General features: G+C 48.5%; 15 protein-coding genes. 1 reads left to right on the top strand and 14 read right to left on the bottom strand.

Annotated elements, in window-relative coordinates; all coding sequences use genetic code 11:
* Positions 1–284 precede the first annotated feature (284 nt).
* The 14 genes from ACIFQN_RS00525 to glmU form a co-directional block, all read right to left on the bottom strand.
* Positions 285–2,426 (bottom strand): GDYXXLXY domain-containing protein, encoded by a 2,142-nt coding sequence (locus tag ACIFQN_RS00525; RefSeq protein ID WP_429831069.1) that lies wholly within the window; start codon positions 2,424–2,426, stop codon positions 285–287.
* 138 nt (positions 2,427–2,564) lie between these two features.
* Complete coding sequence (locus ACIFQN_RS00520; RefSeq protein ID WP_429831068.1) at positions 2,565–2,690, bottom strand: hypothetical protein; 126 nt, start codon at positions 2,688–2,690, stop codon at positions 2,565–2,567.
* 167 nt (positions 2,691–2,857) lie between these two features.
* Positions 2,858–3,151 (bottom strand): RNA-binding S4 domain-containing protein, encoded by a 294-nt coding sequence (locus ACIFQN_RS00515; protein WP_429831067.1) that lies wholly within the window; start codon positions 3,149–3,151, stop codon positions 2,858–2,860.
* Between the two features lie 3 nt (positions 3,152–3,154).
* The gene (gene mazG / locus ACIFQN_RS00510; protein WP_429831066.1) at positions 3,155–4,642 is read right to left on the bottom strand and encodes a nucleoside triphosphate pyrophosphohydrolase; all 1,488 of its coding nucleotides are present in this window, start codon (positions 4,640–4,642) and stop codon (positions 3,155–3,157) included.
* Positions 4,643–4,678: 36 nt separating this feature from the next.
* Positions 4,679–6,316 carry a putative polysaccharide biosynthesis protein gene (locus tag ACIFQN_RS00505; RefSeq protein ID WP_429831065.1) on the bottom strand — a complete coding sequence of 546 codons (1,638 nt, stop codon included), beginning with the start codon at positions 6,314–6,316 and terminating at the stop codon, positions 4,679–4,681.
* A gap of 200 nt (positions 6,317–6,516) precedes the next feature.
* The gene (spoVT, locus tag ACIFQN_RS00500; RefSeq protein ID WP_429831064.1) at positions 6,517–7,059 is read right to left on the bottom strand and encodes a stage V sporulation protein T; all 543 of its coding nucleotides are present in this window, start codon (positions 7,057–7,059) and stop codon (positions 6,517–6,519) included.
* 250 nt (positions 7,060–7,309) lie between these two features.
* Entirely contained in the window at positions 7,310–8,380 is a 1,071-nt protein-coding gene (locus ACIFQN_RS00495) for a peptidylprolyl isomerase (protein WP_429831063.1), read from the bottom strand.
* A 38-nt stretch (positions 8,381–8,418) separates the two neighbouring features.
* The gene (gene mfd, locus ACIFQN_RS00490) at positions 8,419–11,967 is read right to left on the bottom strand and encodes a transcription-repair coupling factor (protein ID WP_429831062.1); all 3,549 of its coding nucleotides are present in this window, start codon (positions 11,965–11,967) and stop codon (positions 8,419–8,421) included.
* A 205-nt stretch (positions 11,968–12,172) separates the two neighbouring features.
* On the bottom strand, positions 12,173–12,403 hold the full coding sequence (locus ACIFQN_RS00485; protein WP_429831061.1) for an anti-sigma-F factor Fin: 231 nt from the start codon (positions 12,401–12,403) through the stop codon (positions 12,173–12,175).
* 105 nt (positions 12,404–12,508) lie between these two features.
* A complete protein-coding gene (gene pth / locus ACIFQN_RS00480; protein ID WP_429831060.1) occupies positions 12,509–13,078 on the bottom strand; it encodes an aminoacyl-tRNA hydrolase in 570 nt (189 codons plus the stop codon).
* Between the two features lie 92 nt (positions 13,079–13,170).
* The gene (locus ACIFQN_RS00475) at positions 13,171–14,145 is read right to left on the bottom strand and encodes a spermidine synthase (protein WP_429831059.1); all 975 of its coding nucleotides are present in this window, start codon (positions 14,143–14,145) and stop codon (positions 13,171–13,173) included.
* A gap of 131 nt (positions 14,146–14,276) precedes the next feature.
* Positions 14,277–14,903: a 50S ribosomal protein L25 gene (locus ACIFQN_RS00470; RefSeq protein ID WP_429831058.1), complete on the bottom strand. Its 627-nt coding sequence runs from the start codon at positions 14,901–14,903 to the stop codon at positions 14,277–14,279.
* Positions 14,904–14,993: 90 nt separating this feature from the next.
* Entirely contained in the window at positions 14,994–15,944 is a 951-nt protein-coding gene (locus ACIFQN_RS00465) for a ribose-phosphate diphosphokinase (RefSeq protein ID WP_429831057.1), read from the bottom strand.
* A 21-nt stretch (positions 15,945–15,965) separates the two neighbouring features.
* Positions 15,966–17,351 carry a bifunctional UDP-N-acetylglucosamine diphosphorylase/glucosamine-1-phosphate N-acetyltransferase GlmU gene (gene glmU, locus ACIFQN_RS00460; RefSeq protein WP_429831056.1) on the bottom strand — a complete coding sequence of 462 codons (1,386 nt, stop codon included), beginning with the start codon at positions 17,349–17,351 and terminating at the stop codon, positions 15,966–15,968.
* 195 nt (positions 17,352–17,546) lie between these two features.
* On the opposite strand from glmU, the gene ACIFQN_RS00455 reads away from it, so the two are divergent.
* Positions 17,547–18,563 (top strand): CobW family GTP-binding protein, encoded by a 1,017-nt coding sequence (locus ACIFQN_RS00455; RefSeq protein ID WP_429831055.1) that lies wholly within the window; start codon positions 17,547–17,549, stop codon positions 18,561–18,563.
* Positions 18,564–18,568 lie beyond the last annotated feature (5 nt).

Here is an 18,568-nt window from a genome sequence, read left to right as displayed (position 1 = left end):
TGAAAAACGTCAGAACAAGGATCATGACCATATTCTGCAATTCCTTCTATGATAGGAAATGTTCGGCAGGAAAAGGTTACAGACTGGTAACGAATTATTTAACCCAAAGCTTGGAAATCTGTCATTCCTTCCTTTTTCATGGCTGTTTTGTTCTTGACGATGGGATTGGCCGGGATCGCATTGGTCCGGTATGCAATCCGTCAGTTGCAGTGTCCAGGCGCACCATTTCTCACTCACACAAAAGAAGCCGCTCAGTAATTCAAGCAGCTTCTCTTTTTTTCCTCTTATTGAGGCGACAAGCTCTCCAATAGGGCATCGCCCTTGGCACCTACTTTTACAATAGCGTACTTGGCGCTCCTCTCTATTTCCAAACCCGTTCCTTCTGGGACAAAAAAGCTTTCGATGCCGTATTCGACCCGCTCGTAGCCAAGCGTATTCCCATTGATGATCACATCAGACGGCTGTGCGGTATAGGATTTGTTCCACACACCATTCTGCTCATAATAGCCGCTGTAATCATAGAGACCGTTCTCCTGTTTCCTAAGCACGACACGAATCTTTTTGCCTGCTGAAAATTCCTCATGCGGGAGACTGGAAATCGTGTAGGCTAACCGAACATAATCCCCCTGCAAAAGGGAACGCGGATCAACAGGTGCCAGCTCCAGCTTTACCGTCGCTCCCTTTGCAAGAATCGACTCGCTGTTCCATACCTGATAGCCAATGATCGCAAATTGCAGCAAGATAATAGCTCCCAGAAACACATTCTTGCGCTTCTGCGAAAAAATCGGCGGCTGTGGCAATGCCCATTCTTCGCGGGAGCGGCGATCAAGCCAATAGCTAACTCCAAAGAACACGATACTGAGCAGCAAAAGACTGAGCGACTTGTGTAGCAAGCTCCAGAGAAGGTCATAGTATTTCATCAGCATAAAAGCAAACCAGAAGCCAAGCACAATCCCGAAATCCACTCTCCTGCCCGCCTGCAGGGTTCGATAGAGCATATACGTACTGAAGCCAAAGAACAGTACGTTGATCGTCACGTTCATCGTGATTCCATACGAATTTGACTCTGTCAGCATCAAAAAGGCGAGTAAGGCATATACCAGCGAACTATTTTGCAATACGACTGGCAATTGCGGCAGGAAATACATCACCAGCTGGAAGACAATGAAGACCAATAATATGAGCTCGTCGGAAACATCAAACTCATGGAGCTGAAAAAACAGGACGAGAAGAAAGGCTAGTTGAGTCAGCAATCTCGCTGGAATGCTGGATACGGCGATCCACGCGAATACCAGTACTCCCAGGAAAAGAATCCAGTAATAGCCCTCCAAAAAAAGCGCGGAGCTGGCACCCAGTATATAGCCCATCGTAAGTAGCGTGTATCGCACCGTGGAATTCATCCCAGAGAAGAACATTACCGGAGCAATGAAACCGATCAGTGACAAAAAGAAGAGAAAATGAACAACAGTATCGTCCTCAAAAATCAGGAACAACAGTCCCGCCAAGGAGATCGCTCCAATGGAAGCCGCAATCGTAGTGACAAGCACCGTGAACGCCTCCTGAAAAAACCGCACCCACGTGCTCTCCTGAGACGATCCCTGCCTGAGCCATTTGATGCCTGCGACTGCTCCCCATACCAGAGCTGCCGCTACCAGCAACGCGATCAGGAAAAAGCCCTCTGAATAGTACTGAAGCATATACCAGAAAAACTGTACGATCAAAAACACCGCTAGGAATGAAGATGTGGCAATCAACAACCCGCGGTTTGGCAGCCATTTTAAAAAGGTGACAAACAACCCTGCCCCCACCAAAAGGTACAACACCTCTGGGAACGGACCGTATACGTCTACAAAGGACGAGCCGAACAAGCTTACTTGAAAGACAGCAAAAGATAAATAATAGATCGCGCGCGACTGAATTTTCCCTGTCGCAGTTAGCCATAACAAGGCGATATTGCACAGAGCAATAAGCCAAAAAACCATGAACCACCACTCTTCCTCGTGAGTCACCCGGATGACGGAGGGCTGCAGGAAAAAACAGATCGCGAGGTGCGCAAGGACGTAGCTAATCACATAAAAAGGCTGATAGCGGGTCAAGATGGCAAACAGTATATTTGGTATAAACCATACGACAAACAGCATGTAGCTATCGGCATGTGAATTGTATATTTGTCCGAGCAAAGCGACGCTGAGCCCAAAGGCCAATCCCCCTGCTACTAGGAGCCAGTTACTAATAAACGAATGACGCTTCAACACATATGATCCTGCGTAAGAAAACAGATAAAAAAGAGCCAGTACCGCAGTACTTATACCGATTTTTCCCCAGCGGTCGAGCGCGGGCCAGTTGGACGCAAAGAAATAAAACAAGGCAGAAAGCAAAAGCGAAATGGCCAAGAAATAACCCATTTGTACTCCTCTTTGTTGCATCTGTTACCACATCCCTTCTTTTTGCTTTCATATACACCCATTATATCCTTTTTTTGCATAAATCGACTATCCTACAAAAAGGATGGAAACAGGGACCGGCAGGCCGTCTATGATTTTTGCTCCAGGCTCTTTATATATTCATATCCCTTCGCTGTTAATTGGCAACCGCTTCGCCCAATTTGCACCTTCACCAGCCCTTTTTCGCGCAATACTCAACCCGTTTTCGGCTATCAGCAAAGCTGGGCACATGATGTAATCAATCATGATTAACCACCTGGTCACAAACCCTACATGCGGGTTTAACCCTCGTTGTACGTACGAAGTATAATAGGACTCTTCTAAAAAATAACAGACAAAAAAAGGATAGAGCAGCCAGACATTTATCTGGTTGCCTATCCCTATAATTCTGTCGTAGAAAAATCGCTCCGGTCTTATCCTTTGATGTAGGCGTCCTCTTCCTTCTCATCACGCGGTACCGGCACTTCGCCGAGCACGGTGTAGAGCGATGCCGCTTCTTCCTTGCGCGGGTTCTCTTTAATATCCTCCACTTTGACAGACACGATCTTTTGACCGAAACGAATCGCTAGCTTGTCGCCAATTTTTACGTTGCTCGAAGCTTTCGCTGGACGATCATTGATTTCCACACGTGCCTTGTCGCATACTTCTTTTGCGAGCGTGCGGCGTTTGATCAAGCGTGATACTTTCAGGTACTTGTCTAGTCTCATTGATTATCCTCTCCCTTTTGCGTGGTGCTTGGCTTCCTCCCACCACTTGTCCATCTCCTGCAAATCCGTCTCTTCAAATGAGCGGCCTGCTTCTCGGAGCTTGTCTTCAATATAGGAAAAACGATCTCGAAACTTTTTATTGGTCAGTGCGAGTGCTTCCTCGGGATCGAGCCCCAGGAAACGCGCTACATTCACCACTGCAAATAGCAGATCACCCAGTTCCCCCGCACGCTCTTCCTCGGATGCTTCCTGCAGCTCACGATACTCTTCGTCCACTTTGGCGTAAACATCGGCAATATTGTCCCAGTCAAATCCGACATGAGCCGCTTTCTTTTGCAGCTTGTACGCATACATGAGTGCAGGCAGGTCTCTCGGGATGCCTGCCAATTGCGACTGAATCGTGACGTCGATTCCCTTTGCCACTTTTTCCTGAGCCTTGATCTCCTGCCAGTTCGCTAGTGCCTCCTCCGAATCCTCTGCACTCTTGTCTCCGAATACGTGCGGATGACGGCGGACCAGCTTTTCATTCAAGGTAGAAACGACGTCATCGACGGTAAAATACCCTTCTTCAGCAGCCATTTGCGAATGCAGCATGATCTGCATCAAAAGATCCCCCAGCTCCTCGCACATCGCATCCGGATCCTCATCGTCAATCGTCTCCAGCACCTCATACGTCTCTTCAATCAGATTCTTGCGGATACTCTGGTGTGTCTGTTCGCGATCCCACGGGCAACCATCTGGACTGCGCAGGATAGCGACGATTTCTTTCAGATGAGAAAATTGACGATACAGGGTACGCTCATCTTGTGCAGGTGGAACATAGACAAGGGACAGATTACCGAAGTGGTCCAATCGATCCAGCTCATACAACGGCACGGTCTCGATCCGCTCTTCCCCTTTTACGCCGACTGCTGTTGCAACGGTCACGAGAAAGTCATCCGGAAATACCTCCATCAAGGTCAGCTTCACATCTGAGGCGATAAAGGTGTCGTAGACTTGTGCAATAATCGTATGCAGTCCGGGAGAAACCTGATGTGCTACAAGCGATGTCCCGTCCAGGAGAGAAAATCCTTCGATCGGATCTATTTTCAGACTAGCGAACAGCGGGTCAATGAAGCTTTGGCCCCCGCCAATCTCGATCTTCACACCTCTCGCTGGGCCCTGTTCCAGCAAGAGCTGCACCGTGCGCTCAGCTACAAGGGGATGGCCAGGAACGGCGTAGACGATCCCACTTTCTTGCGCTGCTTTAGATAACAGCCGCTCGACAATCTCAGCATACACTTCAGCAAAACCATCATGCTGCTCATATACCGCATCAAACGATTCGTACCCTACACCTTCTGCCACCAACTGGGCCACGACCGGATGCTCCTGCGTTCTAAGGTACAGATGCGCTGCCTGTTTGAGTGTACGGTAAATCCCGTACGGAAGCTGATCAAGATCGCCTGCACCCAAGCCCACTACCGTAATCGTACTTTTCGCTGTGTCCAATGGTCTTGCCCCCTTACCTATTCCTAACGTCAATCGTTATTGCTTTGGAAGAAATTGAAACTTGGTTAAAACCGCTGCTATTCGCTTGCCTTTCGGTAAAAAATGAATGTCTGCTCGCGTCAGGCCGCCGGTTTTCAGCAGCGAAATCACATAGACAATAGCACCCGCACCGACTGCTATCAGGCCTACGATCGTTTGGAAAAGCCGCTCAGAAGTAATGACCTTGCCGAACAGGGAACTCGCTCCCCATTCAACCAATAGAACCACCACAGACATCATTACCACAGAAATGAAAGGCTTCAGTGCTGTTTGGCGCAGACCGATCTGAGCCCCGGTATACTTTTTGACCGCGAGCACATTCAAGCCCATCGCAACCAAATACGCCAAAACCGTGGACAACGCTGCACCTGCAATTCCCCAGAAGGGCACGAGGACCAGATTGAGTATGAGCTTGACCATCACGCCGATAAACAAATTGCGGGCAGGCCGCATCACACGTCCCATTCCTTGCAAAATACCCGCACTGGCAATACTTAGCGTCGCAAAAATGATGGTGAATGACTGAACAGCAAGCGCCTGTGTTCCGTTGTCATCACCGTAGAGCATCACATTGATCGGTTCAGCGAGTAGCGCAAGTCCAAAGGATGCCGGAAGACCGAGCAAAAAAGTGAGGCGGATCGCTACTTCCGAGCGGTTGGCAATCAGCTTATGCTGACGCTGAGCCGCTGCTTCACTAATAGCCGGAACCAATGCCAGCGAAAGGGAAGTCGCAAAAAACGTCCCAAACTGAATGAGTGGCTGACCACGGTCAAACGCACCTTTTGCCAGCTTGGCCAAGTCTTCGTGCATGCCGCTCCATTGCAGCATGTTTACGACCGTCACCGAATCCACCAGCGGGATAAGCGGTAACACCAATGCCCCCATACAGATTGGCAATGCATAATACAACAGACTTTGCAGCACCTGGCGATTCGTCCATGCTTTTACTCCGGATGATTGCACCTGATGGGCAGCAGGCAGCACCGTCTGCTTGTCCTTTTTCCAATACCACAACAATACGAGAACGGCAGCCACTCCACCAGGGAAGGCAGCAAATACCGCGCCTGTTCCCGCCAAATAAGCATCTTGATACACATTCATCGCCCAGAAAGCAGACAAAAGGATGAAAACAACCCGAATCAGCTGCTCGATTACTTGAGAAACACCTGTGGGCATCATATTCTGATGTCCTTGGAAATATCCACGTAAAATAGCTGCCATCGGTACCAATGGCAACGACCAAGCCACCGCACGTAGCGGAGTAGTCAGATGCTGGTCGCCCATAAAGCTGGCGATTAGAGGCGCTCCTGAGTACAACAGGAGAAAGAAAAAGAAGCCGAGGATAACAAGCGAAATACTGGCAACGCGAAATGCTCTGCGTGCCCCGATCACATCGCCGACTGCCACTCGCTCCGATACAATCTTGGAGATGGCAATAGGGAAACCCGCTGTCGCCAAGATCAAGAGGGTGGTATATAGCGGGTATACTTGCATGTATACGTACAAACCGATGTCACCGGCAATATTTTGGTACGGAATGCGGTATACTGCGCCCAACAGTTTGGAGACAAGACCGGCAACCCCGAGAATCGCAGCGCCCTTCACAAATTGTACAGATGCCTTTTCTTGACCCATGTGCGTGAAATTTCTCCTCTCCAACCAGAAACTTCGTCCATTATACCATTTGCAAACTTGGCTTTGCCAAGCCTATTGGCGCAGGCAGGGCCTTAGTTGCACTTATACTATCATCCTTATATTTTTTATAGTCCGATAGTGCAGTCAAATGGGCACAAGCAAAACAGCCCCGGCATGCGAGGCTGTTTCTTTTCATACACCTATTGTTCCATCTGTTTGGCGAGGAATCCAGCTGCAGTTTCTGCCATCTTCATCTCCAAATCACTCATCTTGGTAGACTCATTCTTATTGAGGAGCATGACAGAACCGATCGGATCACCGCCAGCTACGATCGGAGCTATGACAAATGAGCCATACGTCTCACTCATATCCCGACAAATTTCATACGACCCCGTATTTTTCTCCAGACGCGTTTTTCTCTCTTCTAAACTTTTTTCCACGATGCTGCCAATTGCCTTTTCCAGATATTCCTTTTTCGACGCTCCTGATACGGCAATCACGCTGTCCCTGTCCGAAATCAATACGGTATGATTCATGCTCTCATACAGAGAGTCAGCGTATTCTTTTGCGAAATCACCCAATTCTCCTATAGGCGAATACTTCTTGAGAATGACTTCTCCGTCACGATCCACAAAAATCTCAAGCGGGTCGCCTTCACGAATGCGCAGTGTACGACGAATCTCCTTGGGAATCACGACCCGACCGAGGTCGTCAATTCGACGAACGATACCAGTTGCTTTCATGTCTTGTTGCCTCGCTTTCCCTGAGAAGTGGGTAGTGAAATGATTGGTGGTGTTGGTTGGTTACCTGTATTTTTTCCTCAAATTCTAATTTTAACTATGGGTGACGGTTGTAATTTTTACCAGATTGTTTCAGTTACTCTCCCCCGGGTGGTAGCGAGTGATTATAGTATTTGCCCATGTTTCAAGAATATGCGAGAAAACGAAAAAACAGGGAAACCCGCTTCCCTGTTTTTTCGGTGAACCTCTGAATTTACTTCGCAGCCGGCTGTTTCGACTCCGGAACATTGTATTTGGTAATGAGCTTGTCCAGCTCGTTTTTGCCAAATGAATCGTATGCTTTCTCCAGTGCTGTCCCACGGAGTTGATCCTTCATTTCGTCGAACGTTTTTTCCTTACGGCTCTCCACTTTGATGATGTGGTAGCCATAATCCGTTTTTACCGGTGGTCCCACTTCGCCTACTTTTTGCGTCAAGGATGCCTCTTTAAACTCAGGCACCCATTGGGATACGTCAGCATTTTCATACAGGCCACCATTTTGCTTGCTGCCTGGGTCATCAGTGAATTCGGTTGCCAACTTCGCGAAATCCTCACCCTTTTTCAGGCGGGCTTCCAGATCGTTAGCCAACTTCAATGCTTCTTCTGGCTTACGGCTTTCTGTGGAGATCAGGATATGACGTACAGATGCAGTCGTACGGGATGTTTTATCCATGCTGTCATAGATTGGCTTTAATGTCGCGTCATCAATGTTCTTTTTCAGCACATTGATCGAGTCATTGATAAGCGCCATTTGGTTGACAACCTTTTCCTTGGTAACGCCCTGTCCTTCTACGAGCTTAGTAAACTTGGCTTCATCTTTTCCAAGGAAGCCCATGTACTGGCCTTTGATTTTCTCAAAGGTTTTCTCTGCCAGATCTCTCGATTCCTTTTGCATAGCAGCATCTGCGCGGGATGCAAGAATCTTGGTTGATGTATACTCACGGGCAAAAGCTTTCAGTGCATCGTTGTCGGCTATTTCGATCATGCCGCCTTGTTGAGGGTTCATGAAGTTAATGACACGCAGGAATTCTTCGAACTCCTGACCTGTCACTGTGCCTCCTTGATACTCGACAATCGCTGCTTTCGGATCTACTGTAAACGGCAGTGCTAATTTAGGAAATTGAGTCAAAGGATCTGTGGCATCGGCTGCCTGATTCCCGTTTTGACCATCTGTCTGATTCGCTGGTGGTTGGTTAGGCTGAGCATTCTCTTCCGCTTTTCCGCATCCTGTCATGAGGGCCACGACTAATACAGCCGAAGATAAAATGGCTACAGAACGTTTCATAATATGGTTCTCCCTTCCTGGCAAGCCCACTCATTTGTCTAGGACACAGGGCTTTCCGTGCCGGTGTCTCTACGCACCTGGTGAAATTGACGCAGCAGCTTTTCAACCAACTGCACGCCCTCGTCTTCTCTTAACCCCTTTACTTTAACAGCAATGGTGATCTGTTGTCCACCCGAGAGGCCTACTCTCCTACTCCAACTACTGGCAAGAGCAAACAAGGCTCCCCCGTCAATGTTGTTGTTTTGGCTAGGGTGGAGGAAGAGCTTAATCTCATCTGGATTCTTTTGGCTGATCTCCGTGATGTGGTGCTGCAGGGCATAGACACGCATCCGCGAAATGGTCAGGAGGTTATCGACCGGCTTTGGTACCGGACCAAAACGGTCAAGCAGCTCTTCCGACAGATCGTCCACGTCTTCCAGCGAGGAGACGGCGACAAACTTTTTGTACATTTCAATTTTTTGGCGGCTATCCGTAATGTACATCGAAGGAATATACGCATCCAATTGCAGATTGATTTCCACTGGAGTGACGATTTCCTGTCTGACTTCGCCTTTGAGCTCGTCGATGGCATCCTTGAGCATCTGGCTGTACAAATCAAATCCCACTGTATTGATAAACCCGTGCTGCTCGGCGCCGAGCAAATTCCCTGCACCACGAATGGACAGGTCGCGCATAGCGATCTTAAACCCTGAGCCCAGCTCGGTAAATTCCTTGATGGCCTGCAGACGCTTCTCAGCTACTTCTGTCAGCACCTTGTCTCGCTGATACGTAAAGTAAGCGTAAGCGATCCGATTGGAACGCCCTACCCGTCCACGCAGCTGGTAAAGCTGGGACAAGCCCATTTTGTCAGCATTGTAGATAATCAGTGTGTTGACATTCGGGATGTCCACACCCGTCTCAATAATCGTCGTACTAACGAGCACATCGAAATTGCCCTCTAAAAAGTCGAGGATAACCCCTTCCAGCTCGCTCTCGTTCATCTGTCCATGAGCTACCGCGATACGGGCATCTGGAACCAGCATAGAGATTTGCTCCGCCATTTGTTCGATTCCTTGTACCTGATTATAGAGGAAGAAGACCTGCCCATCGCGGGCCATCTCCCGTTCGATCGCTTCGCGCACCAGAGCTGGACTGTAATCCATGACGTACGTCTGCACGGGGAAACGATTTTCTGGCGGTGTTTCGATAACGGACAAATCACGCACTCCCAGCATGGACATATGCAAGGTACGTGGAATCGGGGTAGCGGTCAGCGTCATGACATCGACATTGGTTTTGATCTGTTTCAGCTTTTCCTTGTGACTCACACCGAAGCGCTGCTCCTCATCCACGATGAGCAGTCCAAGCTCGCGGAACTGCAAGTCTTTAGAAAGCAGACGATGTGTACCAATGACGACGTCGACTATACCCTCCTTCAACCCTTTCAACGTAGCATTCTGTTCTTTACGTGATCGGAAACGGCTCAATACCTCGACACGAATCGGATAATCGGAGAAGCGCTCACGGAATGTTTCGTAGTGCTGCTGCGCCAAAATCGTCGTCGGAACGAGAACGGCTACCTGCTTTCCGTCCATTACCGACTTGAAGGCAGCACGAATCGCTACCTCGGTTTTTCCGTAGCCTACGTCCCCGCAGACCAGGCGATCCATCGGACGTTTGCGCTCCATGTCAGACTTGACCTCAGCAATGGCCCGTAGCTGGTCTGGCGTTTCCTGATACGGGAACATCGACTCGAACTCACGCTGCTCTGTCGTATCGGTGGAAAACGAATGGCCTACCGCCGCTTCGCGGGAAGCGTACAGCTTGATCAAATCCTCAGCAATATCTTTAACCGAGGACTGGACCTTGTTTTTGACGCGCTTCCACTCGCTGCCACCCAGGCTGTATATTTTGGGCTGGGCTTCTTCACTCGCCACATACTTTTGCACATGGTCGATCTGATCAATTGGAACAAACAGACTATCTCCTGCCGCGTATTGAATATGAAGGTAATCTTTATGAATTCCGAGTATTTCCTTGGTTTCAATTCCGAGGTATTTTCCAATCCCGTGATTCACGTGAACGACATAATCGCCAGGTTTTAGCTCCAGGTAGTTTTTGATCCGCTCGGCGTTGTTCATCGTTTGCTGAACTTTACGCGCCTTGCGCTGCTTCGCTGTAAATACCTCGCCCTCTGTAATGACGACCAGCTTATTTAAAGGCAGCTCAAATCCTGTCTGCAGGTTGCCCAAAATAATCGTTGGACGGCCCGGAGGCACCATTTCGACAGCTTCTCCCAGGACGTCGGCTTCCATCTCGTAGTCATGCAAGACGCGCTCCAGTCGTTTGGCACGCTCCATGTCTGCTGCAACAAAAACGATCTGATCCTGCGATTTTTTCCATCGAGCCAGCTCTGTTTTCAGCACATTCATTTGTCCGTGGAAATTTTGCATGGTGCGACAGGTTAAATTAACGATATTTTGCGGCTGGGTCTTCGGAGATTGTCTGAGGAACAAGGACAAGTATACGATCTGTCGCTTTTTCGTTGAGACGATCTCTTCGTACGTACGGGATAGGCTCAGATTAGCCATATATTCACCCTGAATCATTCTTCCGGTGAGCCATTCGCCTTCCTCTTTTTGCAACTGGGCAGACGTATCCAATACACGGGAAGGTTCGTCTATGATGAGCAGAGTGTCAGAAGGCATGTAAGACAAGAGTGTATCCTGTGTCGGGTAAATAACGGAAATGTACGAATAAAGATGAGGAAAACGCTGCCCCTGGCTCATTCTCTCCACATCTGTGCCAATGCGTTCGACGACTTTTTCTTTGGCAGCCCCATCTTTTAGCTTGGCAACGGTTTCACCAAGCTTCTGCTCTAAACGAACAGCGGATTCCTGCAATAACGGGGTGGAAGCAAACATTTCCTTCGCCGGTCCGAGGACGTAGGTCTGGACCGATTCCAAAGAACGTTGGGTAAGCATGTCAAAGGTACGGATCGAGTCGATTTCAACATCGAACAGCTCGATACGCACAGGCCATTCCGAATCAATGGGATAAAGGTCGATAATACCGCCGCGAACACTCAATTCGCCTTTTCGCTCGACCATATCGACGCGCTCGTAGCCAAGCTCAATACAGCGAAGTAAAAACGACTCAATGTCCAGCTCTTCGCCGACAGCTAGCTTGATCTGCGCGTCCTTCCATACGTGAACAGGCACAACCAATCGACGCAAACCAGCGAAAGGCGCAACCAAAAAACCCGTAAAGCCTTGGGCCAAACGGTTGAATACGTGAATCCTCTGCGCCAGCATTTCCGGACTGGCAACAGCGAGCTCCGATCCAATCAATTCATTACCGGGATAGAGCAATACTTGATCGGGATCCACTAGCTCGATCAGATCTTCGTATACTTTTTGTGCTTGGTACATGTTATGCGTCACAACGCAAATGGGGCGATCAGTCATTTGTTTTACTGTCGCCATCAGCGTCTGCCTAGCTGAACCAGCCAGCCCGGAGACGAGCTGCTCATGTAGTCCCTTTTCCAGTCCAGCCACGATCGTCCCGACGTTCGTGTCCTGTTTCATCGGGTTAATGATGACTTGCATTCACTAATCCCCTCTCTCATTCTTCTCGGGTAATTCTTCCGAGGACTTTTCATGGCGGAGCGACCGCGTTTTCACGCTAAAGATTTCATGCGTTTCAGAAAGTTTGAACAGAAGCTATAAAATCGTAGGTCGACCATGCGAAAAGAAGCCTTAGCTCCCCAAGCTAAGACCTTGTCAGTGCAAGCCTTCCTAAATGAGTATCCACCTATTGCAGTGGGTTTCCAACTAGCGAAAGCTCTGGATGCTGAATCAGCGCTTCACGGCAATAATCGCACGTGATGCTGACAACCGTATCTCCACCTTGTTCTCTCGATATTATAAGAGCACGGTCCTCTGGGGTCAAGGAATCAAAACCGAGCTGAGCTTCTGTCACTTGTGATTCGTCAAATTCTGCAATTTTCATACCACAACAACGACATGAGTATCGTATGCTCATGTATATGCCACCCCCATACTGTTCATATCGTTTAGTATGGTCGTTTGGTTGGCAAATCATACTAGACAAACACGACCCAAGTACGGTCGAAACGATTTTTATCGGTTACTTTTTCAAGCTGTTAAAATGATTCATCACTTTTAAAAACGACTCTCTTGTCCACATGGCAGCCGCATCTGCTGCAAGGCAGACAGCCTCGTTGATGTCCGCTTTCTCGGCAGCAGGGAATGACTGCAATACGTAATCGCTTACGCTCCTGCCTGGTTCAGGACGGCCGATTCCTACCTTGATGCGCTTGAAATCTTGCGTACCCAAATGGGCAATCATGGACTTGATCCCGTTATGTCCGCCTGCACTGCCTTTTTCGCGCAAGCGTAGCTGCCCCGTCGGCAAATCGAGATCATCAAAAATGACGACTAATTCATCTGGAATCAGCTTGTAAAATTTAAGAATCTCCGCGACGGATTCGCCAGACAGGTTCATATACGTCTGCGGCTTTACCAGAAGAACCTTTTCCCCTTCCAGCCTGCCTTCGCCTACAAGCGCTCGGAATTTGTTCTGCGCAACAGGGATTCCCCATTTCTCGCTAATCTTATCTATGGCCATAAATCCAGCATTATGTCTTGTATCTTCATATTTTTTGCCCGGGTTGCCTAATCCGATGATTACTTTCACGCTGACCCCTCCTAATCTCCCCTCATTGTACTAGAATGCCATCATGAACAAAAGGAAAAGCCCCACCTAAAGTGGAGCCAAATAAGACGTACCTAATCTGATTCATCCTCGAGTAATGCTAGCACCCGGTTTCTGTCTGTTTGGATTTCATCCTCTTCCCAATATTTCGAGTATCCATAACGGATATGGAACATATCTTTCAGCCTCGAAGGGGTCAGGTAACGGTTTGGAACGGAAATACGCACTTCTCCAGATGTAATGGGTCTGGTCGATGCCACAACGTACCCCCAGTCCTCTTCGTGCTCCACAAGAACGTCAAAGTGATACGGCAATACATGAAAACCGGCTGACTTGAGCGTTGCTTGAATAGTCCAGTAGTATTCGGGCATGTAGGATACTACCGAGCAGGCAATGCCGACAATTCCACCAGGATTCAGACGATCCATCAAGAGCCTGTAAAATTCCCAGCTGTAAAGACGACTGAGTGCGATGCTATCCAACGTCGGTTCGGGAAGGTCCAAAATAATAACATCCCACTTCTCCTCGTTTTGCTCAAGGAATGCCCTGCCATCTTCCACTACTGTACGTACCTTGGGATGGTTCAGCGAGCCTTGATTAAACTTGACCAGTTCCTCTAAGGTCTTGCCGAACTCCATCATCACGGGATCAATGTCGACAACCGTGATCTCCCCGACATCTGGATACAGCAGTACTTCCCTTGTCGTAATTCCGCCACCCGCACCAACGAGCAGGACGCGATCTCGCTTCTTTGCCAGGGACAACGGAACATGAATCAGGGCTTCTCCGTACATGTCCTCATCCTCGGTAGTACCAAACATGACATAACCATTTGCGTAGACTAACATCTGGTCATCGTGCTCGACCAAAGCGACTTTCTGAAAAGGAGTTTGCACCTTACGTAGTACACGATATGGCCCGTCTGGTCTTTCGTCCTCAGCTATATACTGCCCGAGTGTCCTCACCCAATACCGCACGTAGAGCCAAACTAGCGCCCCTACAATCAGTGTGATGCCTGCACCCAATGCAACCCAAAGAAAATTGTCCATACCCGACTCAATTTCACCCTCTCTATTTGCATATATTCAAGGTATGAAATCGGTTCTTTTTTGCATGGATGCATGTCCATTAGAACGACAAAAAAGGCTCAGATTCGTCCATCTGAGCTCTTTTCCAACCGCTATACTCTTTTCGCTTGCTCTGTTGCTTCTGCTGCCTTTTCCGCTACCTCAGCAGCATCATGTTGCGCCTCTATGGATTCCTCAGATTTGGCTTTGACTGGCAATACGCTGATCAGCACTTCCATCTCGTCTACCCCAACCTCAATACCTGCTGGAATCTCCAGATCTTTTACCAGCACTACGTCCCCGATGTTAAATCCATCGACATCGACCGTAAACGACTCGGGAATGTTGCCTGGCAGGCACTTAACCTCCACATTATGACGGATTAAGGTGGCTACCCCCAGTTCCGGATCGCCGGTCATCAACACCGGTACGCTCGTGTGGACTTTTTCGTTCATGTTGATCTGTTTGAAGTCGGCATGCAAAATGTTAGTCGTCACAGGATGGCGCTGCAGATCGTAGATCATGACTGTATGCTCATTTCCGTTAATGACCAGTTTAAACGGCATGTTGATCGTTTGATGGCGCAGTGCCTGATCCAGTTCCATTACTTTTACCTGGATTGGCATATTGGTCACCTCGGAACCGTAGACGATTGCCGGAACCCATCCTTGACGGCGCAGTTCTTTATTCGTTGTCGCTATTTCTCCTTTGCGGCGAATGCTCGCTTGTATCGCTTCCACAAAAAAACCTCCTTTGGCCGCTAGTAAAAGTTTCCTCACTAGCTTGTCCATCGGAGGTTTATTTCAATCCCCTGAAAGGGGATGTCTTCATTAATCAAACAGCTTGCTTACGGATAGCTCTTCGTGTACACGAATGATCGCTTCGCCAATGATCGGCGCTACGGAAAGAACGGTAATCTTATCAATGATTTGTTCATCTGTCAGTGGGATCGAGTTGGTTACGATCAACTCATGAATCTTGGAGTTGGCGATGCGCTCGATAGCTGGTCCAGACAGAACTGGATGCGTGCAGCATGCGTATACATCACGGGCACCCGCTTCCACCAAGGCATTAGCAGCCAATGTGATGGTTCCAGCGGTGTCAATGATATCATCAATGATGATTGCGGTTCTACCTTCGATGTTGCCGACAATGTTCATGACTTCTGCTACGTTTGGCTCAGGGCGACGCTTGTCGATGATGGCGATTGGCGCTTCCAAACGTTCTGCCAGTTTACGAGCGCGAGTAACACCGCCATGGTCAGGCGATACGACAACGATGTCTTTCAGGCCTTTTTCGGAGAAGTGTTTTGCCAAAATCGGCACACCCAGCAGATGATCTACAGGGATGTCAAAGAATCCTTGGATCTGTGTAGCATGCAGGTCCATTGTGATTACACGTTGAGCACCTGCTGTTTCGATCAGATTAGCAACCAGCTTGGCAGTGATCGGATCGCGAGCGCGAGCTTTACGATCTTGGCGAGCATAACCGTAGTAAGGAATAACCACGTTGATGCTTTTTGCCGAAGCGCGCTTGAGTGCATCGACCATTACCAAAAGCTCCATCAGGTGTTCATTAACGGGAGCAGACGTTGGCTGAATAACAAATACGTCACAACCGCGAACGCTTTCATTCAATTTGATTTGGCATTCGCCATCACTAAAGCGCACTGCTTGTGCGTTTCCGAGCGGTACACCAATGTGTTCAGCGATTTCTTTTGCCAGTTCTGGGTTTGCGTTGCACGTAAATACCTTCAGTTTTGGGTCGCGGTAATTAGCCATGATCTTCTCAAGAACCTCCCGTTATGATTGCTTTTTGCCCTTGCGAGGCATTTTGCTAGCGTAATCTAATTTATTGACCTGACGCTCACGAGCGATCGCAAGCGCATTATCTGGCACATCCTGATTAATGGTGGAGCCTGCAGCCACATACGCATTTTGTCCAACCGTTACCGGAGCCACTAAATTGGTGTTGCAACCAATGAACGCTCCATCCTGCACGATCGTTTTATGCTTGACCGCGCCATCGTAATTGACTGTAATGGTTCCACAGCCAATATTGACGCCATCACCAATCTCTGCGTCACCCACATAGCTAAGATGAGGGACCTTTGTGCCGTCACCAATTTTCGCATTTTTCAATTCAACGAAATCGCCGACCTTAGCTTTTCGTCCGATTTGCGTTCCAGGACGAACGTATGCGTACGGTCCAACCGTAGATTCAGCATCGACACTCGCATCTACCAGAACAGCATACGTAATGGAAACCCCATCAGCTACCTCTACATTCGTCAAATCGGCTTGTGGACCGATGACACAATCTGATCCGATGGTTGTCCGCCCGCGCAGGTGGGTACCTGGTTGAATAACGGTATCTGCCCCAATCGTTACATCCGCCTCGATATACGTTGAGGACGGATCAATAATCGTCACACCATTGCGCATATGCGTGACCGCAATACGTCTGCGCATGTAGCTTTCAGCTTCGGATAATTGTACGCGATCGTTGACGCCCATCGTTTCATCCGGGTCGACTGCTTTGAAAGCTGCTACTTTTTCACCGGCATCCCGTAAAATACCGATACAGTCTGTTACGTAGTATTCACCTTGGACGTTGTCATTTTTCACTTCCGCCAAGGCTTTCCACATTTTTCGGTTGTCATAACAATATATTCCCGTATTAATCTCTTGGATCGCCCTTTCCTCATCGGAAGCGTCCTTGTGTTCCACGATTCGCAATACTTCGCCCGACTCATTGCGCACGATGCGACCATAACCGGTAGGATCAGGAAGCACGGCTGTCAGAACCGTTGCAGCCGCTTGCTGTTCATTGTGATAGGTCAGCAAGGCGGACAACGTCTGAGCAGACAAGAGAGGGACGTCTCCGTACAAAAGAAACGTAATGCCTTCTTTATCTTGTAAAAACGGCGCTGCCTGCGAAACGGCATGTGCCGTTCCCAACTGTTCTTCTTGCAGTGCATAAGTGACACCTTCGCCTAGTTTGGCGCGGACTGTGTCAGCACCATGACCTACGACGACAACGATATCCTCAACCTGCATATCAGCCAGCGTATCCACTACATGCTGGACCATTGGCTTTCCGCACACAGGGTGCAGGACCTTGTACAGCTTCGATTTCATCCGGGTACCCTGACCAGCGGCCAGAACCACGGCATGGATCTTAGACATGTCAACCCTCCATCGTAGAAGTTCCACAATGACTATATCTTAATCATATGTGGATTTCAAGACACTGGATGCAGGATTCTCACTGTTTCCCTGATATTGCCTGAAAGTTTGTCATACTACTGACAACATTTAATTTTCTGATAAAAGTATGATATATTGATGGGCGAAAGGGGTTTTATAAGGAGGCAGGAATAGATGAGTGCTCACATATACTTACTGACTGGATACTTGGGAAGCGGTAAAACCACTCTTTTGCAAAAGCTGCTTACTCATTTACAGAAGCAAGATGACAAGGTAGTTGTCTTGATGAACGAAATGGGTGAGGAGGATATTGACGGAGAACAATTACAAGGATTTGGCTTTCCGGTAAAGAAATTATTGGACGGCTGCATCTGCTGCTCTATCCAGGGGGAATTAACGGAAGGATTAAAAGATATCCTCCACTCAATCAATCCGGATCGCATTCTCATTGAGACGACTGGTGTCGCTGACCCGATTGACGTGGTCGATGCCCTGACCCACCCGGAATTGTACGATCAACTCGATTTGCGTGGAATCGTAAGTGTTGTTGATGCCTCCCGCTTCTTGGATCTCAACTCCCGTTTTTCATCTACAAGCTCTTTGGTCAAAACGATACGCAACCAAGTCAAATACGCCGACTTGATCCTATTAAATAAAATCGACCTCACGGCTGCAGATGTGCTCCAGAAAGTCGAACAGAAAGTAAGGGAATATAATCCTAGTGCTCCGATTCATTCAACCATTCAAGGCGACATGGACCTCGGCAGTCTTTTGGCGGTCGAACGAATTGCCAAGCAGCATACACGGGAAATAGGATCGGCGAAGACCGTACCCGTGCAAAAAACAATCGGTCGTCTGTCCCCTCTGGATAAGCTCAAGCAATCGCTTGGACTTAGGACAAGCCAGCCTTCCCTTTACAACAGCATTGATAGCTTTTCCTACCAATTTACGGGACCGGTTCATCCAGAAAAGTTTGAAAACTTCCTTTATGCATTACCTAAGACTGTCTATCGTGCCAAAGGCTATGTTCTCTTTCATGGAAAACAGGAGCTGATCTCCTTTCAACATACGGATAATCAGGTTCATCTGTTCCCTTTTGAGAATTTCGGTCCCAAAATGGTAGCTGTCTTTATCGGTGAAGGAATGGATCAAGAAAAAATCTTACATGATCTAAAGGCATGCTACGCATAACCGGA

This window comes from Brevibacillus sp. NRS-1366, from assembly GCF_050467985.1.
Note: the sequence above shows the minus strand (reverse complement) of the source record. Positions and strands in the feature narration are given on the sequence as shown.